We start from the raw sequence: 25,469 nt of genomic DNA, 5'->3' as shown, positions 1-25,469 counted from the left end.
TTCTTAGTCACAGTAAATCCGTGATTTTTTGTACCAAGTACTTCATAATATTAGCATTAAAATAGGAAATACATTAATTCAATTTAAAAGTGAAATTGAAAAAGGGTTACTTAAGCAAATTAAATTTTGGAAGCTGGAACAAATTCATTTTTAAATTAGTACTGTTTTTCTTTATCAACCTTGACCAGCAGTATAATGGTTGATTGTGAAAAAATTTTACTCTTTTTTAGATAGTTTTGAAGTTGTTCTATTTTTAAATTTACCTTTTAATAATTGACGGTAAAAACAAAAATATTTTAGTTGTAAACAGAGATTTTTTAAAGTGTTAAATGATTTGTAAATAGTTAACTTTTTCTTATTGAATCACTTAATACTAGAACTAAAGTACATAAAATTTTTATACAACAATAAAAAAAGCATAAAAAAATACAATTTTTTATGCTTTTTTGTTAATCCAAACGGTTTTGTTTAATAAACAATATAATTTTTTAAACAAAAAAATAGATAATTCTTATTTTTTTAACTAAATAAATCTAAATGCTGTTTTAATCTAATTTAAAGCTTCTAGAAGAAAGTAACTTTCCAGCTTCACTAAAAATATTAAGGAAATATACTCCTTTGTCTAATTCTAGCCCTTCTGTAGAAAATTCTTCGTGAATTCGATTTACTTCCTCTTCATAGCTTACGGTTGAACTAAAACTATAAATCAATTCATTTGAGCCAACAAATACACTTTTTGTTTTTCCCACGTTTTTATTGTTGGTGTCAAATAGTTGAATATAAAATGTGTTGGATCTTCTCAATTTATTTTTGTCTAAATAAATCGTATATTCTAATACTAGACTATTTACTTTATCTGCTTGAGAAGCTAATTTTTTTTCTCCCGAATTCTTTATATGATAGGTTTGAACAGAAGAATTTAATAAGCGTAATTCATCATAATCATCCCTAATTATAGTACTAACAGGAGAGGTGTTTTTTTGATTTTCAGAAGGCAGAAAACGAGCTTCTGCTATCATTGTTTTAGTTTCGTTATTTGAAACATTATCCGAAGTGACTTTTTTAGGAGTTTTTTCGTTTTTGACTTCTGTTACATGGGTTTCATATGCTGTTTTCGCTTTGGCTAATTCGTCTTTTAAAGACATTAGTTTAGAAACATCCTTTTCTAAAGAATCTATTTTTTGAATTAAGGCATCCATTTGTTGATTTCTCAATTCTAATTCCGTTTGAAGATTTTCATTTTCCATTTCTAATGCTTTGTATTTTTCCAATTGTTCTTCCAATTGAAGCATTAAAAGTTCTTTCTCACTTATTAATTTTTCAATTTCTAAATAGGATTTTTCCAAATCAGATTGAAGGTTCTTATTGGTGAAGAAATTCATATTTTCACCTAAACGAGTATTGGCTAATAAAACAGTAGTTGCCAAAATTAAAAGCGTTAGTATAGACAAGGCAAATGACCAAGAGGCCATTTTAAAATTTTTCTTTACCATTTGATTCCTCTTTTAGCGGTTAAAAACCATAGTTAAAACCTAAACCAAATACTTCTCTAATTTGAAATGCACCAATAGCATTGTCATCATAAATGGCTTGAAAAGCGACATTAGTAGAAATGTATTTATTAATCTTCATAACCAAATTCATTTGGTAATCCATGTCTACGTTTTGAGGTTTTTCCAAATAGTTAGAGTATAAATTCAAAATATTTTCCATGGAAACATTTTCCATTATGTTGAATTTATAATACCCGTTTAAAGCTGCTCCAAATTCGAAACGAGAAGATTTTCCTTGTTCTACACCAAATGCAGAACCAAATTCTGTAAAATGCTTGTGTACAAAAATAACACGAGAAGTAGCTGGTGCAATATTCACTTTAAGATTATCACTTTTTTTCCACAACATACCAGGTCCAGCTTGTAAATAAGCAGGAGAGAAGAAATGCGAATTTTTAACTAATATTTCATCACTGGTAACAGGGTCTGTAACTTTAACGAAACCAGCATCCATTTGGGTTTTAAAATTTAAAAATCCAGAATAAAACCAATACCCCTTTGCCTTTTTTCCTAACAACGAAGTAAATTCTAAACGATCATCTGATTTTGTCATTTCTTGCCCTTTCTGTTTGGTAAGACCATAAGCAGCAATAAACTTATTGTCCCAAATCATATCTGGAGTTTTGTAATTAAAATCATAGTTCAATCCTGCATTTCCAGCAATATTAGAAGTTCCTCCACCTAACCATTCATTGTTAAAGGCAGATTGATTTAAAAGCAGCACGAAGTTTCCAGCTCTTTTCCATCCCATATTGGTCGTGTCTTTAGCTTTGGTCTCAGCCGCTGAAGTGGTGTTGATTAATTCTCCCTCTGTTTTTTGGGAAAAAACACTCAACGTAGTTAATGTTAGTGCTAAAAAAAATTTTCTCATTTTGATGTTTGTTTGTTTTGATTTGTATGGCAAATTTAACCCAATTAAGCAAGTAAGGTATAAAAACTTACAAATAATAGCTGAAAATTTCGTTTAAGTGAAAATTTTTTAGACGTATTACTTTATTTTGACTTGTACAAAGGCACAGCGGAACAGGCTTCACCAAATAGGACACTTTTAGCTACGGGCATTAGTTTTTGTATGGCTAACGTATAAACAGATTGAGGAACCGCTTTTTTAGAACACCCTTTTAAAATAACAGGCTTATCTTTATAAATAGAATAATCTACTGTTTCTAAAACGCGTTGATAGTGAAGTAAAATATATTCCTGACTGTTTCCATGAACCACTTGTTTCGCAAAAGGCTGTAAATAGGTTGTAATTAAAATATAGGCCCAAGCCGGTAAAATAGCATCTGTGCTACAAAATAAAATAACTCCTTTATCTTTGTAGGTGGACCAATCTTCTTTATTCAAGTTATCACGGAATTCTTTTTCTTTTAAAATAAACCCTTCAAATAACCACTTGGAAATATCAAGGATTACGATTTCTTCTTTTGGAAAATAATCCTCAAGATCAAACACTTCCAATTTACTGTTGGCAACTTTATTTACGATTTCTTTTTCCATAATTTCTTTTTATTGATATCCTTCTGCCTGTAATAAGAACAATTCAGCGTATAATTGTTGGTTTTGCATTAATTCTTCATGTGTTCCCGCTTCTAAAATACTTCCTTCGTCTAGCACAATAATTCGATCGGCTTGTCTTACGGTGCTAAATCGATGCGAGATAATAATACTCGTTTTATTTTTAATCAGATGAATCAAACGTTCAAATACTTCGCTTTCTGCTTTAGCATCTAAAGCCGAAGTAGGTTCGTCTAAAATGATAACTTCTGCATTTTTCATATAGGCTCTTGCTAAGGCAATTTTCTGCCATTGACCACCCGATAATTCCTGACCTTTCACAAAACGTTTCCCCAATTGTTGTTCGTAACCATTTTCTAATTCCGAAACAACCTCTTCTGCTAAGCTTAGTTTAGCCGCTTTTTCAATTTGCGTAAAGTTATGAATTTCATCTATTTTACCAATGGCAATGTTTTCTTTAACAGTAAATTCATATCGGAAAAAATCTTGAAAAAGTACCCCAAAAAAAGCTTGATATTCTTTTTTATTGTAACGATTAATGTTTACTCCATCTAGCAGTATTTCTCCTTGCGTAGGTTCGTAAAAGCGTAAAATTAATTTGGTCAAGGTCGTTTTCCCAGCGCCATTCTGACCTACAAAAGCTACTTTTTCACCTGCTTTAATAGTAAAATTAACATTTTTTAAAATCTGATGTTCCGATTCGGGATAGGCAAAATAAACGTTTTTAAATTCAAAACCTTGCTTAATTTCTTTTGGTAAAGGAATGTCTTCTTTGGTTTTAGGCTCCGAAGAAATGTCGATAAAATCAAAGTAATCTTTTAGATATAAAGCGCTTTCAGAAATTCTTGTAAAACGAGAAAAGAAATCTTGTAAACTTTTCATCAACCGATTAAAACTTCCCGATAAAAAGGTAAGTTCTCCTAAAGTAATCACCCCCGATAATACTCTGTAAATGATAAATACATATGCTGCATAATAACTAATAGAACCTAATACATTGAACAAAAACCCATAACTCGAGCGTTTAATGACTAATTTTTTATTGAGGTGAAAATATTTTACCGCTAAGTTCTTAAATCGGTTTACCACAAATTGGGTTAACCCAAAAAGTTTAATTTCTTTGGCTGTCTTATCATTGGCTCCAATGTATCTCAAATAATCCAGTTCCCTTCGTTCAGAGGTCCAACTCCTAGCTAATGAATATTGTTGTTGACTGAACCTTATTTCGTTTAAAAACGAAGGAATAATGCTTAAAACTAACAAGATAATGAGATAGGGTTCAAAATAAATTAAACCTGCGATTAAAGTAGCGATTGAAATGGTAGTTTGTGCTTGTCCTAAAACATTCGACATTAAATCAACACGACCCATGGTTTGGGTTCGGGCTCTTTCTAATTTGTCATAAAACTCCGAATCTTCAAGAAGACTGATGTCTATTTCATTAGTTTTCTGAATGATTTGTACAGAAGTTTGAATATTATATTGGTCGCCTAAAATCCCATCGGTTAAGGCAATGGCTCTGCTTACTAAATCAGATAAAATGACCAATGAAAATTCAATAGCTACATATTTCCAAAGCAAGCTATAATCTGTAATTTCATGTGTGGTAATGTTGATTATTTCATCAATGATAATTTTACCAATCCACAAAATAATTACGGGAAGTAGAGCAGCAATAATGCGGCAAAATGCAGAAACTAGAAAAAGTTTTTTATTGGTTTTCCAAATTTCCTTAAAAAAACGGGGGATGTAAGAAAGAGAATGAAAGGAAGCTTTCAGACCCATCTTTTTCTTATCGTTTAATGATTTTGGTTGAAAACGTGCCATTTTTTAAGTTTTCAGTCACCGTTTTCAGTCACCGTTTTTTAAAAACTACTGTGACTGAAAACGCAACCTTTTTTTAAAGCATTCCTAATTCTAGTTTTGCTTCTTCACTCATAAGATCTTTACTCCATGGTGGGTCAAATGTAATCTCAACCTCAGCAGATTGCACGGCATCAATTGATTTTATTTTCTCTTCCACTTCCATGGGCAATGTTTCCGCAACGGGACAGTTAGGTGAGGTTAATGTCATTAAGATTTTCACATCATTTGCTTCATTAATCATCACATCATAAATTAACCCTAACTCGTAAATATCAACTGGAATTTCTGGGTCATAAATGGTTTTCAAAACCTTTACTACACTTTCTCCTAGGTTGATTTCATCTTTATATTCTTCCATTTTCTTAGTAGTTTTATTTGTTTACCAATTAATTAACTTTTAGCATTAAAAGCCAAGGCATACATTTTTATTTGTTTTATCATCGAAACCAATCCATTCGCCCTAGTAGGAGACAAGTGCTCTTTTAAACCAATTTCATCAATAAAATTTGTGTTAGCTTCTAGAATCGCTTCAGGTGTTTGATTCGAAAAGGCACGAATTAAAATAGCAATAATACCTTTTGTTAAAATAGCATCACTATCTGCAGTAAAAACAATGGTTCCATTTTGTTCTTCTGCATGAACCCAAACTTTAGATTGGCAGCCTTTGATAATGTTTTCTTCCGTTTTGTATTTTTCTTCAATTAAGGGTAAGGTCTTTCCTAGTTCAATGATGTATTCGTAACGTTGCATCCAATCATCAAACATTGAAAATTCATCAACAATTTCTTCCTGTATGGCTTGTATGGTCATTTTTTAGTTTGTTTTATCCGCTATTTCTAAAATAGTGTTTATTAAACCTTCGATTTCTTTTGGAGGAGTACCACCATCAAAATCTGTAGAACGGTAAATATGATCATCCATTCTAACTTCTAAATTAGTAATCGGTGCACCATCATGAAAACGTTTTTCTGTTGGTGCTTTAATATTTGGCAATTCTTTTACATCGATACCCTTATATGCTTTTTCAATCGTTGCAAGTTCTTCTTCCGTTAATGTTTTTGTTTTGGATAGTTCCTCTCTTCCATTTTGAACAGAGATACTGTTATTCTCAATCGTTATTTTTTTATAATAACCTCTAGAAGTCGATTCATAAACCAATACTGGGAAGTTCTGAGTCGATTGCCCTTCTTTAGATTCTGAAATCATATTTTCTGATTTTTCATTTGAAGTGGCCATTGCCGTTTCAGTTGCTTTCTTTTGACAATTACAACTAATCAGAGTTATAATTAGGGTAGATAAAATAGTAAGTGCTTTCATAAATGTAATTTTTTGTTTGTTTTTAGGATAACATTAATTTTGCTTTTTTAACGGCTTCCACAAAGATATCAATTTCTTCTTTGGTATTGTAAAATGCAAAACTTGCTCTTATAGTACCTGGAATTTTAAAGAAATCCATGATGGGTTGTGCGCAGTGATGTCCTGTACGCACCGCTATACCTAATTTATCTATAATCGTGCCAATATCATACGGATGAATACCTTCAATATTAAATGAAATAACAGACGCTTTTCTCGTTAAATCAGAAGGTCCGTAAATGGTTACTCCTTCAATCTCATGCAATTTTTGTGTTCCATACTCTAATAATTCTTGTTCTTGTTTCGCTATGGCATCAAAGCCAATATGATTCATATAATCTACTGCCGCTCCAAAAGCAATTCCACCACAGATATTAGGAGTTCCTGCTTCAAATTTATGCGGTAAATCAGCATAGGTTGTTTTTTCAAAGCTAACGGTTGCAATCATTTCTCCTCCACCTTTATACGGAGGTAATTTACGCAACCATTCTTCTTTACCATAGAGCATGCCTACTCCCGTTGGTCCGCACATCTTATGCGCAGATGCCACATAAAAGTCAACATCTAATGCTTGAACATCAGGTTTCAAATGTGGACAAGCTTGTGCACCGTCAATTAAAACTGCAGCCCCTACTTCATGTGCTTTTTGTATGATATATTCAATTGGATTAATAGTTCCTAAAGCATTTGAAATATGATTACAGAAAACCAATTTTGTTTTATTAGAAAGTAAATCATCGTAAGCTTCCATAAGCAACTCGCCTTCCACACTCATGGGAATTACTTTTAAGACAGCACCTGTATGCTCGCAAAGCATTTGCCAAGGGACTATATTGCTATGGTGTTCTAAAGCAGAAACAATGATTTCATCTCCTTTTTGTAAAATCGACGCAAAACCATTCGCTACTAAATTAATACTTTCAGTTGTTCCTGAGGTAAGGATAATTTCATAACTATGTTTGGCATTAAAATGGTGTTGGATTTTGTTTCTTGCTATTTCATAAGCATCTGTAGCCAATTGACTTAAAGTATGTACGCCACGATGAATGTTTGCGTTATATCTAGAATAATAATCTACAATCGTATCAATTACTTGTTGAGGCGTTTGTGAGGTGGCTCCGTTATCGAAATACACTAAAGGTTTTCCGTTTACTTCTTGTTTTAGAATGGGAAAATCGGCTCTTACTTTTTGAACATCAAACATGTTAAATCTATTTGGTTACAAATTTACAACTTGATTATTTAAAATTGGAATAAATAAAGGTTAAAAATTAGCAAATAGGCATAATGAAATAAAAAAAGTGCTTCTAAAAAAACAGAAACACTTTATTTGTATTTGAAAGTGAATTTTATAAATCAAATCCCATTTTTACGCCTAATTTTGTGGCTATAATTTTTGTAATGCGTTGCTTTAATTCAGGTATTTTAATACTTTCAATCACTTCATTTGAGAAAGCATACATTAATAATGCACGTGCTTCTTTTTTCGGAATACCACGTTGTTGCATGTAAAACATTGCACTTTCATCTAACTGACCAATTGTACAGCCATGAGAACATTTTACATCATCAGCAAAAATTTCTAATTGAGGTTTGGCATTAATTGTTGCTTTTTCGCTAATTAGAATGTTGTTATTTTGCTGAAAAGCATCGGTTTTTTGGGCTTCTTTTTCTACATATATTTTACCATTGAAAACACCAGTTGCACTATCTCCAAATATACCTTTATAGTTTTGATGACTTTCACAATTAGGTTGGGCGTGATGAACCAAAGTAAAATGATCCACATGTTGTTTGTCGCCAATAATCGTAATTCCTTTTAAAGTAGAATCAATTCGTTCTCCTTGATGGTAGAAATTCAAGTTATTACGTGTCATATTACCTCCAAAAGAGAATGTATGAACTGCGACTCTGCTTTCTTGTTTTTGAGCAATATAGGTGTTGTCTATTAAATTCGCCGTTTGTACATCATTCTGAATTTTATAATAATCTACATTGGCTCTTTTTTGCGCAAAAATTTCGGTTACACTATTGGTTAGTACTGGATTGCTATTCAAACTTTGATGACGCTCAATAATTTGTACGTGTGCATTTTCACCCACAATTATTAAGTTTCTTGGTTGTACCATTAAAGCGGCTTCAGTTCCTGTTGAAAAGTTAATAATTTCAATAGGTTTATCGGCTACTTTACTTTTAGGAATATTGATAAAAGCACCTTCTTGAGCAAAAGCAGTATTAAGTGAAGTTAAGCTTTCGTTTTTTTGAGCAATTTGATTGAAATACGTTTCTAAAACAGGTTTGTATTTTGGTTTTGTTAATACCGAAGACAATAAACATACATCAATTCCTTCATGAGTAGTTGACGATAAAAACGAGCTAAATTTTCCATCTATAAACACTAATTTGTAGGTGTCTATTTCATGTAAGAAATATTTTTTCACAGCTGCAAATTCAATCGCATTTTCATGTTTTGGGAAAACCGAAAAATCATGTTTTAATATTGCATTCAATGAGGTATATTTCCAAGCTTCTTCTTTTTTAGTTGGAAAACCTTTGGTTTCAAAGTTTTTTATAGCTTGATTTCGTACATCATGCAAATGAGAGTCCATATCAAACTTTTCTTCAAAAGCGATGTATGACGAAAGTAATTTATCTTTTAAATCCATTTTTTGTTAGTCTTAAAGCCTAAAGTCTTAAAGTCGAAAGTAATTTTTACTTTAAGGCTTAGGACTTAAATATTTTATAAATCCGCTTAATAATTTCGAAATTTCAGTGACTAATTCTATTAATTCTTGAAATTCGTTTATTGTAATATATTCTAAATCTAAAGCTAAGTATAATTGAGATCTAACTTCTGCTGCCGATGCTTTGGCAACATACAAGAAATATATAAATTCTTTATCTGTATTTCTTTCAAAACCTTCAGCAATATTTGATGAAATTGAAATAGATGCTCTTTTAATTTGTCTATTTAGTTCCACGTCTTTGTTGAATTTTGGGCTTTCTGTAATTTCATAAATTCTTTTGTTAAATATTCTTGCTTTTTGCCAAGAATTGATTTCTTCAAAGGATTTGAATCTTCCCATCTTTCGACTTTATGACATTAAAACTTTCGACTATACTAACTCTGCTTTAATCCAATCGTATCCTTTTTCTTCTAATTCTAGAGCCAAGGATGCGTCTCCAGATTTTACAATTTTTCCATCCATTAGTACGTGAACAAAATCGGGAACAATATAATCTAATAAACGTTGGTAATGTGTAATCACAACCACGGCATTGTCTTGACTTTTTAATTTATTAACACCATTTGCTACAATTCGTAAAGCATCGATATCCAAACCAGAATCGGTTTCATCAAGTATGGCAATTTTAGGCTCTAACATCGCCATTTGAAAAATTTCATTACGTTTCTTTTCGCCTCCTGAGAAACCTTCGTTAAGCGAACGAGAAAGGAATTTTTTATCCATTTCTAATAATTCCGATTTTTCGCGAATTTTTTTCAGCATTTCATTCGCTGGCATGTCTTCCAATCCTTTTGCTTTACGGCTTTCGTTGATGGCAGTTTTAATGAAATTGGTTACTGAAACGCCAGGAATTTCTACAGGATATTGAAAAGAAAGGAAAACACCTTTGTGCGCTCTTTCTTCTGGAGCTAATTCTGAAATTTCTTCTCCATCTAAAAAGATTTCTCCTTCATTCACTTCATAATTTTCGTTTCCTGCGATTATAGAAGAAAGGGTCGATTTTCCGGCACCATTTGGTCCCATAATGGCATGAACTTCCCCTGCTTTAACCTCTAAATTAATTCCTTTTAGTATTTCTTTGTCTTCAACAGAAGCGTGTAAATTTTTAATACTTAACATGGTCTCTATTTTATATAAATGCTAATTCTAAATTTTGTATTTCTTCGGGTCTGTCAGCATTAAAATGCTTGTGACCCAAATAATTCATTCCTAAATATGCGGCCGATTTTTGGAAAGGAAGGTAAAAATCATCTTCAATGCTACTGTCATGAGAATTGGAGATCACAGCCATGTTTTTACCTCTTAGTTTTCTTCCAGTTTCTTTTTCTATACGAATTAAATCCGAAAAACGATCAAAAAATACTTTCATAATACCGCTCATGGTATACCAATACACAGGTGTTGCAAAAATCAAGGTGTCATATTTTTCGATAATTCCTTTTATTAATTCGAAAAAATCATCTGCTCTATTTTTACTCTCATAATCATAGTACGAGAAATCATAATCACTTAAGTTAATTACATCCACCAAAAGCTGATTGTGTATTTCTGAGACAATCTTTGTGGTGTTTCCATTTTTTCTAGATGAACCAACTATAATTACTGCTTTACTCATAAAGTTGTATTGGTTTTGTGCCCCTCTAATTCTTCTTTTTTATCAGGTACAATTTCAAGGAAATAATAAATAATTTCTGAAATAATTCCTGTAAAAACAAAAAGTAAAATCCAAATAAGAACTTTATTATTGGTATCGTTTTTGTTACTTTTAGTTAGATGAATGATGTCAAAAATTTTAATACCAAGAGCAATAAATACAGTTAGTATTATAATAACAAATAAACCTATAAAACTTCTAAAAAAAGCCAATGGAGGGTTTCCATTTAAACTGTCTTGTTGTAATTCTTCTAGATTATTAAAGAAGAGAGAAAAAAACAATACAAAGTAGGCTATAAAACCTATGAAAGGTAAGAAGTGTAATACACCAACAAGTATTTTTTGTGTTTTTGATAAATTCATAATGCTATACGTTATCCTACAGAACCTTCTAAAGAAATTTCTAATAGTTTTTGAGCTTCAACGGCAAATTCCATGGGTAATTTATTTAAAACTTCTTTGCTAAAACCATTTACTATAAGTGCAATCGCTTTTTCAGTTGGAATTCCTCTTTGATTACAATAAAACACTTGATCTTCCCCAATTTTTGAGGTAGTTGCTTCATGTTCAATTTTAGCGGTAGTATTTTTACTTTCAATGTATGGGAAAGTGTGTGCACCACATTCATTACCCATTAATAAACTATCACATTGCGAAAAATTTCTGGCATTAGCTGCTCTAGAACTAATTTGGACTAAACCTCGGTAACTATTTTGTGATTTTCCAGCAGAAATACCTTTTGAAATAATGGTAGATTTAGTGTTTTTCCCCAAATGAATCATTTTAGTACCCGTATCTGCTTGTTGGAAATTATTGGTAACAGCTATGGAGTAAAATTCACCAATTGAATTATCACCTTTTAATACACAAGAAGGGTACTTCCAAGTTACAGCAGAACCTGTTTCTACTTGTGTCCAAGATATTTTTGCGTTTTTCTCACACAAACCTCTTTTGGTTACAAAATTATAAACACCACCTTTACCTTCTTTATTACCAGGAAACCAGTTTTGAACCGTAGAATATTTAATTTCTGCGTTATCTAAAGCAATTAATTCTACTACTGCAGCATGCAATTGATTTTCATCACGGCTTGGAGCAGTACAGCCTTCTAAGTAAGACACATAACTACCTTCATCAGCGATAACTAAAGTTCTTTCAAATTGACCCGTTCCTCCTTGGTTAATTCTAAAATAAGTAGAAAGTTCCATTGGACATCTCACCCCTTTTGGGATGTAACAAAAACTACCATCAGAAAAAACGGCAGAGTTAAGCGCTGCATAAAAGTTGTCTTTTTGGGGAACCACAGTTCCAATATATTTTTTTACTAATTCTGGATGTTCTTGAATGGCTTCAGATATAGAGCAAAAAATAATTCCTTTTTCGGCTAGTGTTTTCTTAAATGTAGTAGCTACAGAAACAGAGTCCATTACAATATCTACAGCTACACCCGCCAATTTTTTTTGTTCGTCTATAGAAATTCCTAATTTTTTAAAAGTTTCCAATAACTCAGGATCTACTTCATCTAAACTTTCATATTTATCTTTCTTTTTAGGCGCAGAATAATAAGAAATCGCTTGAAAATCGGGTTTTGCATAATGCACATTAGCCCATTCAGGCTCAATCATTTCTTCCCAAGTTCTAAAAGCTTCTAATCTCCAATTGGTCATCCATTCTGGTTCGTTTTTCTTCTTAGAAATCGCGCGAACAATTTCTTCATTTAAACCAGTAGGAAAAGTTTCAGATTCTATATCAGTATAAAACCCGTATTCATATTCTTTGTTTTGTAACTCGACTTTTAAGTCGTCTTCAGTGTATTTACTCATATTTTTAACTATAAAGAAAAAGATTCTCCACATCCGCAAGTTCTTTGCGCATTTGGATTATTGAACACAAATCCTTTTCCATTTAATCCTCCTGAAAATTCTAAAGTGGTTCCGATTAAATATAGAAAGCTTTTTTTCTCTACCGCAACTTTCACATTATTGTCTTCAAAAACCTTATCGTTTTCACTAATTTCATTATCAAACTTTAATTCGTAAGACAATCCTGAACAACCACCGCTTTTTACACCTACTCTTACATAGTCCTTTGCAGCATCAAAGCCATCGTCTTTCATCATTTCGATGATTTTTCTACTAGCAGTATCAGATACTTTAATCATAGCCTATACTTATTTTGATTTTGTCTAAATTAACTGCAAATATAGTTCATATAATGCTTATAACAAGAATTCGTAACATTTTTATAACTTATAAAGGCATAACTTTTTTTTATATACGGCTTTTCCTTAGTATTAATAGGTAATTTTTGTAAATTGCATGAAAAAAGTAAGGATGAATTTATACCCTATAGAAGCTGGTAATTTTAAATTAGACGGAGGGGCCATGTTTGGTGTTGTACCCAAAACAATTTGGAATAAAACAAACCCTGCAGACGCTAATAATTTGATTGATATAGCGGCCCGTTGTTTATTAATTGAAGAAGGAAACCGTTTGATTTTGATTGATACAGGAATGGGTGATAAACAATCAGATAAATTCTTTGGGTATTATAATCTTTGGGGAAATCATTCCATAGACAAATCTCTCAAAGAAAAAGGCTTTCATAGAGATGATATTACTGATGTTTTTATGACACATCTTCATTTTGATCATTGTGGTGGAAGTGTTATTTGGAATAAAGATAGAACAGGTTATGAAATTGCTTTTAAAAATGCTAAATTTTGGACCAATGAAAATCATTGGGAATGGGCGACTCAGCCAAATCCCAGAGAAAAAGCATCTTTTTTAAAAGAAAATATTATTCCAATGCAAGAAAGCGGTCATTTGCATTTTATTGCAAGACCAGAAAATGGCTTTGTTGAAAAAAGCGAATTAAATTTTGGTATCTTTTTTGCAGATGGTCATACAGAAAAGCAAATGATTCCTATGATTACCTATAAAGATAAAACTATCTGTTTCATGGCTGATTTATTACCAACAGCTGGACATATTCCATTGCCTTATGTAACAGGATATGACACAAGACCTTTACTGTCTATGGATGAAAAAGATGTTTTTTTAAAAAGAGCTGTAGCAGAAAACTTTTACTTATTTCTAGAACATGATGCTCATAATCCAATAATTACTTTGCAAAATACAGAGAAAGGAGTACGATTAAAAGAGGTGTTTTCTTGTGAAGAAATCTTAAAATAGTGTTAATACATTAGTAAAATGTAACTTTTAAAGCAGATTTTTGTCAAATACTAAATAAAATAAATATATAATTTAAAATAAATGAGAAATTTAAGACCAATTTATTTTTCTACCGCATTAGCTTTAGTTTTAGCTAGTTGTGGTGGTAGCAAAGCAATAATTTCAACACCACCTGCTAATATTGATAACTTACCGCTAAAAGTAACTCCTTTAGCTGAGAATGATTTAAAAAGATGGAGTCACTTAGACTTAGTTAAGGATACGGTACCAGGAATGAGTGTAGATAAAGCCTATGCAGAATTATTAAAAGGCAAAAAAAGTACTACTGTTGTTGTAGGTATTGTTGATTCTGGAGTTGATATTCGTCATGAAGATTTAAAAAGTGTAATTTGGGTGAACCCTAAAGAAATTGCGAATAACGGAAAGGATGATGATAACAATGGTTATGTGGATGATATTAATGGATGGAACTTTTTAGGTGATAGTAACAACGAGCAATTGGAAATGACTCGTATTGTAAAGCAAGGTCCTGGAACGCCAGATTACGATAAAGCAAAAGCCGAATTGGATGCAGAAGTTCAAACGGCTATGCAAAGAAAACAGTTTTATGAAGGACTTTTAAATGCTGCTAAAGAATTACAAGAATATCTAAAAAAAGAGGATTTTACCGAAGCAGATTTAAAAGCCATGCAAACAGATGATGAGGCTTTAAATAATTACAAAGAGTTTTTCTTACAAAGAGTTTTTCCTGATGGAACAGTTGCTGAATTTAAAGAGCAAGTAAAAGGTGGAATTGATCATTTTGCGGATCAATTAAACTATAACTTTAATGTAGATTTTGATGGCCGTTCTGTTGTAGGAGATAATCCAAATGACATAAACGATACTAAGTATGGAAACAACAATGTTATTGGTCCAGATCCAGAAGATGCTAAACACGGAACTCACGTATCAGGAATTGTAGCTCAAGTACGTGGAAATAATAAAGGGGGAGATGGTGTTGCAAATAATGTAAAAATTATGGCAGTAAGAGCCGTTCCAAATGGTGACGAGTACGATAAAGATATCGCTTTAGGTATTCGTTATGCGGTAGATAATGGAGCAAAAGTAATTAATGGTTCTTTTGGTAAATATTATTCTCCTCATAAAGAATGGGTTCAAGAAGCTTTAAAATATGCAGCATCAAAAGATGTTTTAGTAGTTTTCGCAGCTGGAAATGATTCCAAAAATTTAGATGTGGAAAATAAATATCCAAGTGACTCTTATGATGGTGCTCCAGAAATTTCAAATAATGTTTTAATTATTGGGGCTTTAGCACCAACTTATGGCTCAAAAATGGTAGCAGAGTTTTCTAATTATGGTACCAAAAATGTTGATATTTTTGCTCCTGGAGTTAAAATTTATGCAACTACACCTAATCAAACATATGAATATTTACAAGGAACCTCAATGGCATCTCCAAACGTTGCAGGTGTTGCCGCTTTAATACGTTCTTATTATCCAAAATTATCTGCTGCTCAGGTAAAACAGATAATTATGGACAGTGGTACACCTTTGAAAAATGATGTTGCAGTAGGTGAAGATCAGCATAAAGCAAATTTTTCTACCATCTCAAAAACAGGTAAAATTGTAAATGCATACAATGCTTTATTGATGGCTGAGCAAATGTCAAAATAATTTATAAATTATTATACTATCAATTAACCACAAAGAAAACACGCGTTTCCCTTTGTGGTTTTTAATTTTAAAAATATGAAAAAACTAATTGCATTAACTTTATTTTCTTTTATTGGATTTAGTCAAAACAATCCTAATCCAGGTTATTGGCAACAGCATGTTGATTATAAAATGGAAGTGGATATGAATGTGAAAGATTTTACATATAAAGGTGTTCAAGAATTGGTTTATACTAATAATTCAAACGATACCCTTCAAAAAGTTTTTTATCATTTGTATCCCAATGCTTTTCAACCTGGAAGTGCTATGGATTCAAGATTACAGACTATTTCTGATCCAGATGGTAGAATGGTGAGAACGTTCAAACAAGCAGATAAAGAAGTTAAAGAAAGTAGAATTAGTACTTTAAAACCTAATGAAATAGGCTATTTAAATATTACTAATTTTATGCAAAATGGTACTTTGGCAACAACAAAAGTTGTGGGTACGGTATTAGAAGTTACTTTAAATCAACCCATTTTACCCAAGCAAAAAACTACTTTTACGTTAAACTTTGATGGACAAGTTCCTTTACAAATTAGAAGATCAGGTAGAAATTCTGAAGAAGGTGTGGCTTTGTCCATGACACAATGGTATCCTAAAATGGCCGAATACGATTTTGAAGGTTGGCATGCAGACCCTTATATTGGAAGAGAATTCCACGGAGTTTGGGGTGATTTTGATGTTAAGATTACTATTGACAAAGAGTATACGATTGGTGGTTCAGGATATTTGCAGAATAAAAACGAAATTGGACACGGTTATCAAGACAAAGGTGTTGAGGTGAAATATCCTAAGAAAGCAAAAACACTAACGTGGCATTTTATAGCACCCAATGTACATGATTTTGCTTGGGGAGCAGATAAAGAATATATTCACGATATGATTATAGGTCCAAACAATGTAGAATTACATTTTTTCTACAAAAACAAGCCTGAAAATTTAGAAAACTGGAAGAAACTGCAACCAAAAACTGCAGAATTATTAGACTTTTACAATAAAAATGTAGGTCAATATCCTTACAAGCAATATTCTGTTGTGCAAGGTGGTGATGGTGGAATGGAATATGCAATGTGTACACTTATTACTGGAAACAGAAGTTATGGTAGTTTAGTGGGAGTTACTGCTCATGAGTTTGCACATTCTTGGTTCCAACATATTTTAGCCTCAAACGAATCGAAACACGAATGGATGGATGAAGGATTTACCTCCTTTATTTCTGATTTAGCTATGGAAAGTGTATTGCCTCCAGCAGATGGAAAAGAAGAAAACCCCTTTGAAGGGGCTTATAATAATTACCGTTTTTTAGTAAAAACAGGAACCGAGCAACCGTTATCTACTCACGCAGATCGCTATGATTTTAATAGAAGTTATGGTATAGCAGCTTATAGTAAAGGCGAGATTTTCTTGTCTCAATTAGGGTATGTGATTGGTGTTGAAAACCTGATGAAGACTTTAAAAAGATATTACAGTGATTATAAATTGACGCATCCAACGCCTAATGATATTAAAAGGAGTGCTGAAAAAGTTTCCGGTGCTAATTTGGATTGGTACTTGTTAGATTGGACGCAAACTACCAATACTATTGATTATAGTATTAAAGAAGTTTCAGATGAAAATGCTAAGACTAAAATTACATTAGAGCGAATTGGAAGAATGCCTATGCCAATTGATTTGTTGGTAGTCTATGAAGATGGAACACAAGAAACATTTTACATCCCAAATACGTTAATGCGTTGGGAAAAACCAAATCCGTATTCTATAAATAGAACAGTTTTGAAGGGTTGGGACTGGGCAGCCCCTACTTTTTCATTTACGATTGATAAAGCGAGTTCAACCATTCAAGCAGTAGTGATAGATCCAAGCGGATTAATGGCAGATGTAGATGTATCAAACAACGTTTATGAAAAAAAATAAAGAGATATAAAGGATTAAAAAGGGAATCATTTGATAGTGATTCCCTTTTTTATTTTATTTTAATTCATAGAATTAATTCGAATACTGGCTTTCACTAAAGCTAACGCCTTAATCTTAGACATTTCTACATCTTTATCTTGATGGTGTTTGTTCTGACTTACTAAACGAACATGTCCTTGATGTTCTGATTTTTGAATATATTTTACAGTAATGTATTCTTCTCCACTCATATCCATACTTAATAAATACATTTCACCCCAAAAAATTTCATTTTTGATATCATTAACTTCTTTGTATAAAACTATGTCGCCACTTTTTAACAAAGGATACATACTGTCACCCGTTACATATACAGCTCCATCACATTTAGGCAATCTTGGGATTGAAATATAATCCAAAGGCGTTTGTGTAGTTCGATCTTGAAATAAAGGCACTAAACCAGCAACTGCTTCAATATCATACAAAGGTATTTGTTGCGATTCTAAATTTTTATCTGTACGTAATGGAAAAGCATCAATGCTTTTATTAAGCAAAAAATCATCATCTTGTTTGAACATAGATCCTCTACCAGTAACTAACCAAATTGGGTTTAAATCTGGGTATTGTGACAAAATATTTTCTATCACATTGGAACCTATGCTTTTACCTTCTTTTACTGCTTTGGAAATACTTCCTCTACCAGCACCTAAGCTGTTTTCAAAGGCATAATAACTTAATCCTTTTTGGTCAATATACTGACCTAATCTTTCTGAAACCATGGTAATAGCGTTTTAAAGTTTATACAAACTTACGAAAATTTTCATTTTAAAATCGAATATAATAGATTTTTTTCGTTTATAATTAGATAACAGTCAGATAAATATCAATTATTTTGAAAATTTTCTTATTTATGTTTGTATATTAGATTATTTTCTTTTATATTTGCATTGTAATTGATTTTAAGCATCAATTACTTAGAATATATTCTTCGTTTAAAAGGTTGCGCAGCCTTGTAAACCAAATTTTACCTTAATTATTTATAAAAAATGAGTACACAAATTAAAAACACGCTCTTCCGTTTTGTAACTATGAGAGCTCCTGAATTATTGGAAAAGGAAACTATTGATAAATCTTTTGTAAAACATCCAGAGCTAGATGGGATTAATCAAACATTTACGAGTGCCTATTTATCTGACATGCAAACTGCTTCCCAAGGGAAAAGAGTTTCTTTAGAAAGTACTACTGCTAGTTTTGAAACAAATGCTGTTGAAAAAAAGGAACAATTGGTTGATAATGCATTGGTCTCTCAAGAAATGTATGATTTCTCCATTTGGTTAACCAAAAACAGAAACCGTTTTACATTAACTGAAATAAGTACTAAAATTTCGGAAAATGAAGATTTGCTAGAGGGTTTAGATGAAGCAACTTTAGTCTTGCTTTGGGATAATTTATTTTATCAGATTGTAAATTCAAAATCGAATTATCTTAGAGATATTATTTTATCCATTTTAGTAGCGGATTTTTTTCTTAAAAACTATCCAACTGTTGCAGTGGATAATTTAGATCAGTTAAGAAAATTTGCTCAAGCAAGAGTGATTATGCCAAAGGAATTATTTGAAAAAGAAGGAGCTTCTACCAAAGATGCTTTAAAAAAGCAAGCATTATCTGAGTTACCTCTTACTACAAAAAATCTGGATTCGGAAATTACCGCTTTAGTAAGCAATCAAAAAATTGATTTGTTAAAAAAAGCCAAAGAAGAACTAGTACTTGTAAAAAAGAAGTATCAAAAAGAAAATCAAAAAGCCTATAATTTAGCTCAAAAAACCTATCAAGAAGATGTAAAATCTGCTTACGATGCTGCCGATACTATTCAAAGAATTTATACAGACCCAATAACTAATGAGGAACGAACAATAACAGAATATGTTGATTTAGTTTTACCAACTTTTGAGTTTCTTACTGAAGGAGAGCTCAATTTATCAACTATTTCCAATAGTGTTTCTCAAGAAACGGCTACATTGGTAGAAAATATTGTGTCAATTCATGATTTTGAAACTTTTGATGAAATAAATGATTTTATCAATTCTGAAATTATTTCATTAACCGATACAGTTTTTACAAATAGCAATTCCAATCAAACATTGGTGAATACCAATGGAGTGGTTATTCCAGTATCTACTTTAAACACAGATACTCCAAATACTTTTACAGTAAAAGGACTTGGTTTAGGATATAATCCAACCATGTCATTGCAAATTTTATTTAATCAAATTCCTAATGTTACAGATGTAGTTTCTGCTTCTTACACGGTTGGTTCTAGTAAAGATATTAATTCATTTTCTCAATATAGCGAAACTTTTTCTAGTTCAATTGTAAATGGGAAATTGGCTGTAACGGTATTTACTGAGGGATTATCAATAAATCAATTGAATAATTTTGACTTTTTTGGAGAAATCGTTTTAACCAATGGAACCAAAATTAATTTTTCTGGAGTTCTTGCAATCAGTACACCTATTTTAGGATCAATTGTTAACTACAGCATCAAAGGAAAAGGAAATTTTGAATTAGAATTGGTTGATGATACGATAGGTATTGGTGAGGGAAATACGGGTAACGTAGTGGATTATATGCCAACGGGTTTTGGAATTAGTAGATTAGGAGTGGCCGATTATCGCAAGGTAGAACAAGAAGTATGTTGTTATGTACCTGGTGAAGTCTCTCATATTGAAAATGTGATGGCTCGCGAATATAAAGAAAAAACAACGCGTCGCTTAAGAAGAACAGAAGACACTACTACCACTAGTAAAGAACAGGAAATTGAAAAATTAACGGATACTTCCACAACTGATCGATTTGAAATGAATCAAGAGGTTAGTTCTCTTTTAGCGGAAGATAAAACGTTTGGATCACACGGAGAAATGCATTGGGGAGGAATCGGAGATTTTGGTGGAAGCATTGGAGCCGATTTTGCAACAAATACCACATCGGAAGAATCTACGAATCAAGCCATATCACATGCAAAGGAAGTTACGGAAAGAGCTTTGGACCGCGTGGTAAAAAAAGTAAAAGAGGAACGTGTTTCTAAAATTATTGAGGAATTCTCTGAAGAAAACACACATGGTTTTGACAATAGAAAAGGAGACAATCATGTTTCTGGAGTGTATCGATGGATAGACAAAGTGTATAAAAATAAAATTGTGAATTATGGCAAACGTTTGATGTATGAGTTTATGATTCCTGAACCTGCATCGTTCCATAAAGAAGCAATTAAGGATACCTCTAATTACGATACATTACTCACTCCTCCTAAGGATCCTAGAATGGCTTCTGATACCACAAAATTGTTATTAGATGAAACCTTTGAACAAACCTATTTAATTTGGGCAAAAGAATTTAATGTTGCGGTACCAGAAAAACCAATTCAAAAAATAAATATAAGTAAATCGGTTGATTTCACTGGAGAGAGAGCGGGTTCAAGTGGTGCAAAAGAATTTTCAATTCCATCCAATTATGCGATAACAGATAACTCAAAAATAAATTTATCATGGAGACATTGTGAAGCCTATCCTGGAATTATTTTTTCAGTTGGAAACTGGACAAGCGGTTATTCTGACCGACATGGGAGTGTTTCCCTGAGTACATCTAGTTTAAAAGGAATTACAGATACTTTAGCGGTAAGTTATACCTCTTGGGATATTAATAAAGTTACGATTTCTGTAACACTTGAATGCGAACTAGTAACAGAAGCAAAAGAAAAATGGAGATTAGAAGCTTTCAATGCCATTATCGCTGCTTATGAAATAAAGTTAGCAGAATACAATGAAGCATTAGCAACTTTAAAACTAGAACAGGTAGAAAAAACAAAAATCAACCCTGGGTTTTACCGTCAAATTGAAAATATGGTATTCCGTAAAAACTGTATTGAGTATTTAATCAGTCACGAAGCTTTAGGGAAAGGTTTACTATTAAAAGGGAATGATGAAAATCCGTTAAATGGTTTAAGAGTCGATTATAATTCCCCGGCTTTAGAAACCTATGCAGCTAAAGTAAAATTCTTCGAGCAGGCTTTTGAATGGAACTTAATGAGTTATTTCTTATATCCTTTCTATTGGGCGCAAAAAGACAATTGGAAAGCTTTATACAACATTAATGAAATTGACGATCCTACGTTTAAAGCTTTTTTACAAAGTGGTATGGCACGAGTAATTCTTACAGTGCGACCAGGTTTTGAAGAAGCAGTAAACTGGTACATGGCAACGGGTCAAATATGGAATGGCGGACAAGTGCCAACTATGGATGATGAATTATATGTTTCTATTATTGAGGAATTACGCAATCCAGAAGGTGAAGTAGAAGAAACTTGGGAAAGTAGAGTACCAACCTCTTTAACGCTTATTCAAGCAGGAAGTATTGGCTTAGAAGTAACAGGCTTGCCTTGTAATACAGAATGTGGAGATCATTTATTGTTTGATTCTGATATGAATCCTATTGTGCAAACCAATGCCGCAATAGGCGATACAGAAACAGCAGATGAACCGCAACCAGAACCTGCACCTGCAGACGCCTAAAAATAATGAAATACTAATCTTAAACCCCAACCATTCCGTTGGGGTTTTTAAACAAATGTATAATGAGAGCAATAGAATATGGGCTGCAACAATATGGTGGCTATTCTTTACAAGATACCGAAACAAACATCTTTGTTTTTAATGATGAGATTAATGTTGTAAAAGAAGGAGAAATTAATCCTAATATACCTCAAGATGATTATGTATTTATGGAAATTGAGATTGAAAATCAGTTGGCATTAAAGAAAGAGGGTTTAATTATGAGCCAAACAGAATTTGATTACATGAAAGATTCTGGAATAATTGACATAGAGAAAGTAATTTCCAATATACAATTTTCATACCATGAAAATGTCGTCTTAACGGATGTATATCAAATAAACCATCACTATTTTATACAATTACCTATAGATATTACTGGTATTATATTAAATGGTGAAGAACAAATTCTTTATGCAAATACAAAAACAAAACCGGCTAAACCTACTTTAAATACCATTTTAAAAGATAAAAAAATGACTGTCGTTCTTTTTATCTCAACTGATGGAGCACAATTGGAGCGAGCCTACCAGTCAATCGATTCGCTATATGAAAATGAAATTGTCTTGTTTATTGAGAAAAATGAAGGTGTAAATATTTTTGGCTCGGTGGTACGTGTAAAAACAGGAAGCAATATCTACAGTTTAGGTATGTTTCCCTATAAAGATTTAAGTAAAATTGTAAAAATTTATAATACAGATATTGGTTCCGCTTCATTTGAAGAAATCTTAAAAGAACATTTAGAGGATAAAACTGAAAAAATCTATCTTGTTAAAGAAGTTTTTGGCTTTTATGATAAAGTAACCAGTTTTGGAACAAATTTGGGGCTTAAAGCTATAAAAGAAGCTGCTGAAAAATTATCTCTAGCGATGGATGAACTAAAAATAGACGAAAAAAAATGGAAATATTATAATAAAGATGGTACAGTCGTAGAAAATCCTGATTTGCTTTTACCAGGCTTAAGTCTTATAAAACAAGCAAACGCGCAACAAAAAAAAGAGTTAAATAGTAGTAAGCTTAATGCCTTAGCCATTGCACATATTGAAAAATTAGAAAGTACCTTAAAAAACCAACTCATACATAATAACGAGGTTGAATCAAATGGAAATTTTACTAAAGAAAAAGCGTTTAAAAAAATAATAAAATTGGTTTTAAACGTTTTACAAGAAGCCAAATATTTTTTTAAAAACCCTTTGGGAAAAGAGTTTGAGCTAGCAGAAGATGTCTTTGTTATATACAATGCCTTTATAGTAGGTCTTCTTAATGGATTAACTGAAGCCATAAAAGGATTATTAGACTTAATAGCGCTTATTTGTAAAGGAATACTTGAATTAAAAGAAACGCAAAATAAAATTGCAGGAGGAGATTTCTCTTACATGAGTTTGTTCTTTGAAATGCTAGAAAATCTACTTGAAACTTTTACGAATTTATTTAGCAAAAAAAATCTAGAAGCAATTTTTGAATTTGTGAATGCATGCATGTTTTTTGGCCTTAGTTTTCCTAAACTTTTTTTAAATTGGCTTACTCAAGATGGTAAAACCATAACTTCAGATGCTATAGGCTATTATTTGGGTTATATTATTGGTATGATTGTTGAGATGGTTTTGGAAGCTTTGTTGTTTGGTGCTGGTACGGTTGCAAAAGCGGTTAATGAAGTTTGGAGAAGTTTTGCAGACTTATTTGTAAATTTTTCTAAAGCGATAAATTATATAGCTAAAAAAAGTACGACAAGTATAGATAAAATTATGGCTATATTTGCTTTTATAAGACAAAAATCTAAAAACATAAAACCGTTATTAGATGATTTCTTAAGGTTCCTTAAGAGTATTTTTGCTGAGTTAAAATCTTTTATTATTTTAAGGACAGTAAATGGTACGTTTCGATTAGAACTAATACCTATTCAATCTTTTGTTGAAACGGTTTTAAAACTAGTAAAGACAAAATGGGTAAACGACCTTAACAAAGTAGGTTTACAAATTGCAAAAGCCGAAAATGAAATTTATGTTTTTGTACACAAAGGAGAAGAAATTTTTAGAGGTACAAAAAAAGAAGCCAAAGAAGCTTTGGAAGAATACTTTAAAAAAGGAGATGAAATAGGTTTAGAAAAGTATTTGGATGAGGTTGTGGATCTTAAAAACTCATTTAAATTTAAAAATTTTGCATCAATTTTCGAAAATCATCTTTTATATGGAGATATTAAAATAAATATAAAAAATGCACAAACAGGAGAGGTTAAAGAAATTTATACCTATGTGACTGGTAAGGGAGGTAAAAATGCAAGAGAAATTTTACCACCTTGGCAAGTTAGAGTAGAAAAGGCAGGTGGTGTTCATATGCATAAATTCATTGACGGTAAATTAATCAAAAAGATAAAAACAATTGAAACTTATGTTTTGCATACGGGAGAGGTAGTAGAAAAAGTAGAAATACAATTTTTTATTAAAGAACTTAACGGTTTTTTCAAAAAGAAAGAATCCACACTTTGGCCTAAAAATTGGAGTTTAGATAAAATAAAAAGAATAACTCAGGAAGCAAGTGAAAATGTAGTTAAAAATGATAGGAATAAGTTTATAGGTATTTCCAAAGAAGGATATAGAGTTGAATTTTTTTCAATAAAAGATGGTATAATTGACAACGCATATTTATTTACAAATAATTTAAAAAAATAGAGATGAATAATAGATTAAATTTTGAAAAAGAAGTAGGTTGGGCAATCGGAATCAAAGATGAAGATGTTTTATTAGGATATTTTGTATCAGAAATAAAATATAATATCAACGAAGTCATTGCGGATTTAGAATCTGTTTTAAAAGGAGAAAAAACATTTGTTGAGATATTAGAACACCCTCAAGTAGCATGGGATTTTGGTGAAGGGTCAGGACAGTTTGAGTGCAATGAAAATACGGCATATTTTATTGCAGATAAAAACACTAATTTGCCTAGTATGCAAATGCCTTTAAAAGAGCTTATAGAAATACTTTATGAGTGGAAAATTTTTTTGAACAAATAAAAAAGTAAGGCTACCAGAAATAGTGGCCTTATTTTTAACGTTTTATTCTTACACCAAATAGTCTAAAACAATGACAATTACAGTTTTATAAAAGATGGTAAAGAAATTTTTAGAGGCACAAAAAAAGAAGTTGAAGCTATAGCTGATAAACTAAAAGAGTTGAGTGATGATGTGGCAAGGAAGTATTTGGATGACTTGGCTGAAAGTAAAAAACTTGATGATTTTATAAATAAACCCGATAGCGCATTCTATGATAAAAAACAAGTAAAAATATAAAATAATCAACAGGCAAACTTATACGTGTTTATGTATGGAGTTTGTCTGTTAATTACAGCAAATACTCTGCTTAAGAT

General features: G+C 31.7%; 22 protein-coding genes. 6 read left to right on the top strand and 16 right to left on the bottom strand.

What is annotated here, in order from left to right:
* Window positions 1-545: 545 nt before the first annotated feature.
* The 15 genes from FHG05_RS15230 to FHG05_RS15160 all read right to left on the bottom strand — a co-directional run bounded on the left by FHG05_RS15230 (window position 546) and on the right by FHG05_RS15160 (window position 12,854).
* Entirely contained in the window at window positions 546-1,493 is a 948-nt protein-coding gene (locus FHG05_RS15230; protein WP_140998967.1) for a hypothetical protein, read from the bottom strand.
* A 19-nt stretch (window positions 1,494-1,512) separates the two neighbouring features.
* On the bottom strand, window positions 1,513-2,424 hold the full coding sequence (locus FHG05_RS15225) for a DUF3078 domain-containing protein (protein ID WP_140998966.1): 912 nt from the start codon (window positions 2,422-2,424) through the stop codon (window positions 1,513-1,515).
* A gap of 122 nt (window positions 2,425-2,546) precedes the next feature.
* Window positions 2,547-3,053 carry a DUF2480 family protein gene (locus FHG05_RS15220; RefSeq protein ID WP_140998965.1) on the bottom strand — a complete coding sequence of 169 codons (507 nt, stop codon included), beginning with the start codon at window positions 3,051-3,053 and terminating at the stop codon, window positions 2,547-2,549.
* A gap of 9 nt (window positions 3,054-3,062) precedes the next feature.
* Entirely contained in the window at window positions 3,063-4,898 is a 1,836-nt protein-coding gene (locus tag FHG05_RS15215; RefSeq protein WP_140998964.1) for an ABC transporter ATP-binding protein, read from the bottom strand.
* 73 nt (window positions 4,899-4,971) lie between these two features.
* Complete coding sequence (locus FHG05_RS15210) at window positions 4,972-5,295, bottom strand: SUF system Fe-S cluster assembly protein (RefSeq protein ID WP_130734880.1); 324 nt, start codon at window positions 5,293-5,295, stop codon at window positions 4,972-4,974.
* A gap of 32 nt (window positions 5,296-5,327) precedes the next feature.
* Window positions 5,328-5,747, bottom strand: coding sequence for a SufE family protein (locus tag FHG05_RS15205; RefSeq protein WP_140998963.1), 420 nt, complete (start codon window positions 5,745-5,747; stop codon window positions 5,328-5,330).
* 3 nt (window positions 5,748-5,750) lie between these two features.
* On the bottom strand, window positions 5,751-6,254 hold the full coding sequence (locus tag FHG05_RS15200; protein ID WP_140998962.1) for a hypothetical protein: 504 nt from the start codon (window positions 6,252-6,254) through the stop codon (window positions 5,751-5,753).
* A 22-nt stretch (window positions 6,255-6,276) separates the two neighbouring features.
* Window positions 6,277-7,497, bottom strand: a complete 1,221-nt coding sequence (locus FHG05_RS15195; RefSeq protein WP_140998961.1) for an aminotransferase class V-fold PLP-dependent enzyme — start codon at window positions 7,495-7,497, stop codon at window positions 6,277-6,279.
* Between the two features lie 145 nt (window positions 7,498-7,642).
* Window positions 7,643-8,959, bottom strand: a complete 1,317-nt coding sequence (gene sufD, locus FHG05_RS15190) for a Fe-S cluster assembly protein SufD (RefSeq protein ID WP_140998960.1) — start codon at window positions 8,957-8,959, stop codon at window positions 7,643-7,645.
* Window positions 8,960-9,010: 51 nt separating this feature from the next.
* On the bottom strand, window positions 9,011-9,379 hold the full coding sequence (locus tag FHG05_RS15185) for a four helix bundle protein (RefSeq protein WP_140998959.1): 369 nt from the start codon (window positions 9,377-9,379) through the stop codon (window positions 9,011-9,013).
* 30 nt (window positions 9,380-9,409) lie between these two features.
* Window positions 9,410-10,159 carry a Fe-S cluster assembly ATPase SufC gene (gene sufC / locus FHG05_RS15180; protein WP_140998958.1) on the bottom strand — a complete coding sequence of 250 codons (750 nt, stop codon included), beginning with the start codon at window positions 10,157-10,159 and terminating at the stop codon, window positions 9,410-9,412.
* A gap of 10 nt (window positions 10,160-10,169) precedes the next feature.
* The gene (locus tag FHG05_RS15175; RefSeq protein WP_140998957.1) at window positions 10,170-10,655 is read right to left on the bottom strand and encodes a flavodoxin family protein; all 486 of its coding nucleotides are present in this window, start codon (window positions 10,653-10,655) and stop codon (window positions 10,170-10,172) included.
* Window positions 10,652-11,056, bottom strand: coding sequence for a hypothetical protein (locus FHG05_RS18545; protein WP_198172273.1), 405 nt, complete (start codon window positions 11,054-11,056; stop codon window positions 10,652-10,654). The genes FHG05_RS15175 and FHG05_RS18545 overlap by 4 nt, the downstream gene beginning before the upstream one ends.
* Window positions 11,057-11,067: 11 nt before the next feature.
* Window positions 11,068-12,516 (bottom strand): Fe-S cluster assembly protein SufB, encoded by a 1,449-nt coding sequence (gene sufB, locus FHG05_RS15165; protein WP_140998956.1) that lies wholly within the window; start codon window positions 12,514-12,516, stop codon window positions 11,068-11,070.
* Window positions 12,517-12,524: 8 nt separating this feature from the next.
* A complete protein-coding gene (locus tag FHG05_RS15160; RefSeq protein ID WP_140998955.1) occupies window positions 12,525-12,854 on the bottom strand; it encodes a HesB/IscA family protein in 330 nt (109 codons plus the stop codon).
* 172 nt (window positions 12,855-13,026) lie between these two features.
* Here FHG05_RS15160 and FHG05_RS15155 point away from each other — a divergent pair, with 172 nt between their 5' ends.
* The 3 genes from FHG05_RS15155 (at window position 13,027) to FHG05_RS15145 (ending at window position 17,520) form a co-directional block, all read left to right on the top strand.
* Entirely contained in the window at window positions 13,027-13,887 is an 861-nt protein-coding gene (locus tag FHG05_RS15155; protein ID WP_140998954.1) for an MBL fold metallo-hydrolase, read from the top strand.
* A gap of 81 nt (window positions 13,888-13,968) precedes the next feature.
* Window positions 13,969-15,564: a S8 family peptidase gene (locus FHG05_RS15150; protein WP_140998953.1), complete on the top strand. Its 1,596-nt coding sequence runs from the start codon at window positions 13,969-13,971 to the stop codon at window positions 15,562-15,564.
* Window positions 15,565-15,639: 75 nt separating this feature from the next.
* Window positions 15,640-17,520, top strand: coding sequence for a M1 family metallopeptidase (locus FHG05_RS15145; RefSeq protein ID WP_140998952.1), 1,881 nt, complete (start codon window positions 15,640-15,642; stop codon window positions 17,518-17,520).
* Between the two features lie 59 nt (window positions 17,521-17,579).
* Here the strand turns inward: FHG05_RS15145 and FHG05_RS15140 are convergent, their stop codons facing one another.
* Window positions 17,580-18,278: a S24 family peptidase gene (locus FHG05_RS15140; RefSeq protein WP_140998951.1), complete on the bottom strand. Its 699-nt coding sequence runs from the start codon at window positions 18,276-18,278 to the stop codon at window positions 17,580-17,582.
* A gap of 267 nt (window positions 18,279-18,545) precedes the next feature.
* Between FHG05_RS15140 and FHG05_RS15135 the strand changes: the two genes are divergently transcribed.
* From FHG05_RS15135 to FHG05_RS15125, 3 genes are all read left to right on the top strand, one after another.
* Window positions 18,546-22,067: a hypothetical protein gene (locus FHG05_RS15135; protein WP_140998950.1), complete on the top strand. Its 3,522-nt coding sequence runs from the start codon at window positions 18,546-18,548 to the stop codon at window positions 22,065-22,067.
* A 62-nt stretch (window positions 22,068-22,129) separates the two neighbouring features.
* Window positions 22,130-24,775 (top strand): EndoU domain-containing protein, encoded by a 2,646-nt coding sequence (locus FHG05_RS15130; protein ID WP_140998949.1) that lies wholly within the window; start codon window positions 22,130-22,132, stop codon window positions 24,773-24,775.
* A gap of 2 nt (window positions 24,776-24,777) precedes the next feature.
* Window positions 24,778-25,116, top strand: a complete 339-nt coding sequence (locus FHG05_RS15125) for a hypothetical protein (RefSeq protein WP_140998948.1) — start codon at window positions 24,778-24,780, stop codon at window positions 25,114-25,116.
* Window positions 25,117-25,469 lie beyond the last annotated feature (353 nt).

Source organism: Flavobacterium profundi (assembly GCF_006491645.1).
GTDB classification, from domain to species: domain Bacteria; phylum Bacteroidota; class Bacteroidia; order Flavobacteriales; family Flavobacteriaceae; genus Flavobacterium; species Flavobacterium profundi.
The sequence above is the reverse complement of the archived record's forward strand: the minus strand, read 5'-3'. Positions and strand labels throughout refer to the sequence as shown.

Bases quoted from the DNA above. Each gene is read 5' to 3' on its own strand.
- FHG05_RS15230 (WP_140998967.1), bottom strand. From the start codon at position 1,493: ATGGTAAAGAAAAATTTTAAAATGGCCTCTTGGTCATTTGCCTTGTCT.
- FHG05_RS15225 (WP_140998966.1), bottom strand. From the start codon at position 2,424: ATGAGAAAATTTTTTTTAGCACTAACATTAACTACGTTGAGTGTTTTT.
- FHG05_RS15220 (WP_140998965.1), bottom strand. From the start codon at position 3,053: ATGGAAAAAGAAATCGTAAATAAAGTTGCCAACAGTAAATTGGAAGTG.
- FHG05_RS15215 (WP_140998964.1), bottom strand. From the start codon at position 4,898: ATGGCACGTTTTCAACCAAAATCATTAAACGATAAGAAAAAGATGGGT.
- FHG05_RS15210 (WP_130734880.1), bottom strand. From the start codon at position 5,295: ATGGAAGAATATAAAGATGAAATCAACCTAGGAGAAAGTGTAGTAAAG.
- FHG05_RS15205 (WP_140998963.1), bottom strand. From the start codon at position 5,747: ATGACCATACAAGCCATACAGGAAGAAATTGTTGATGAATTTTCAATG.
- FHG05_RS15200 (WP_140998962.1), bottom strand. From the start codon at position 6,254: ATGAAAGCACTTACTATTTTATCTACCCTAATTATAACTCTGATTAGT.
- FHG05_RS15195 (WP_140998961.1), bottom strand. From the start codon at position 7,497: ATGTTTGATGTTCAAAAAGTAAGAGCCGATTTTCCCATTCTAAAACAA.
- sufD (WP_140998960.1), bottom strand. From the start codon at position 8,959: ATGGATTTAAAAGATAAATTACTTTCGTCATACATCGCTTTTGAAGAA.
- FHG05_RS15185 (WP_140998959.1), bottom strand. From the start codon at position 9,379: ATGGGAAGATTCAAATCCTTTGAAGAAATCAATTCTTGGCAAAAAGCA.
- sufC (WP_140998958.1), bottom strand. From the start codon at position 10,159: ATGTTAAGTATTAAAAATTTACACGCTTCTGTTGAAGACAAAGAAATA.
- FHG05_RS15175 (WP_140998957.1), bottom strand. From the start codon at position 10,655: ATGAGTAAAGCAGTAATTATAGTTGGTTCATCTAGAAAAAATGGAAAC.
- FHG05_RS18545 (WP_198172273.1), bottom strand. From the start codon at position 11,056: ATGAATTTATCAAAAACACAAAAAATACTTGTTGGTGTATTACACTTC.
- sufB (WP_140998956.1), bottom strand. From the start codon at position 12,516: ATGAGTAAATACACTGAAGACGACTTAAAAGTCGAGTTACAAAACAAA.
- FHG05_RS15160 (WP_140998955.1), bottom strand. From the start codon at position 12,854: ATGATTAAAGTATCTGATACTGCTAGTAGAAAAATCATCGAAATGATG.
- FHG05_RS15155 (WP_140998954.1), top strand. From the start codon at position 13,027: ATGAATTTATACCCTATAGAAGCTGGTAATTTTAAATTAGACGGAGGG.
- FHG05_RS15150 (WP_140998953.1), top strand. From the start codon at position 13,969: ATGAGAAATTTAAGACCAATTTATTTTTCTACCGCATTAGCTTTAGTT.
- FHG05_RS15145 (WP_140998952.1), top strand. From the start codon at position 15,640: ATGAAAAAACTAATTGCATTAACTTTATTTTCTTTTATTGGATTTAGT.
- FHG05_RS15140 (WP_140998951.1), bottom strand. From the start codon at position 18,278: ATGGTTTCAGAAAGATTAGGTCAGTATATTGACCAAAAAGGATTAAGT.
- FHG05_RS15135 (WP_140998950.1), top strand. From the start codon at position 18,546: ATGAGTACACAAATTAAAAACACGCTCTTCCGTTTTGTAACTATGAGA.
- FHG05_RS15130 (WP_140998949.1), top strand. From the start codon at position 22,130: ATGAGAGCAATAGAATATGGGCTGCAACAATATGGTGGCTATTCTTTA.
- FHG05_RS15125 (WP_140998948.1), top strand. From the start codon at position 24,778: ATGAATAATAGATTAAATTTTGAAAAAGAAGTAGGTTGGGCAATCGGA.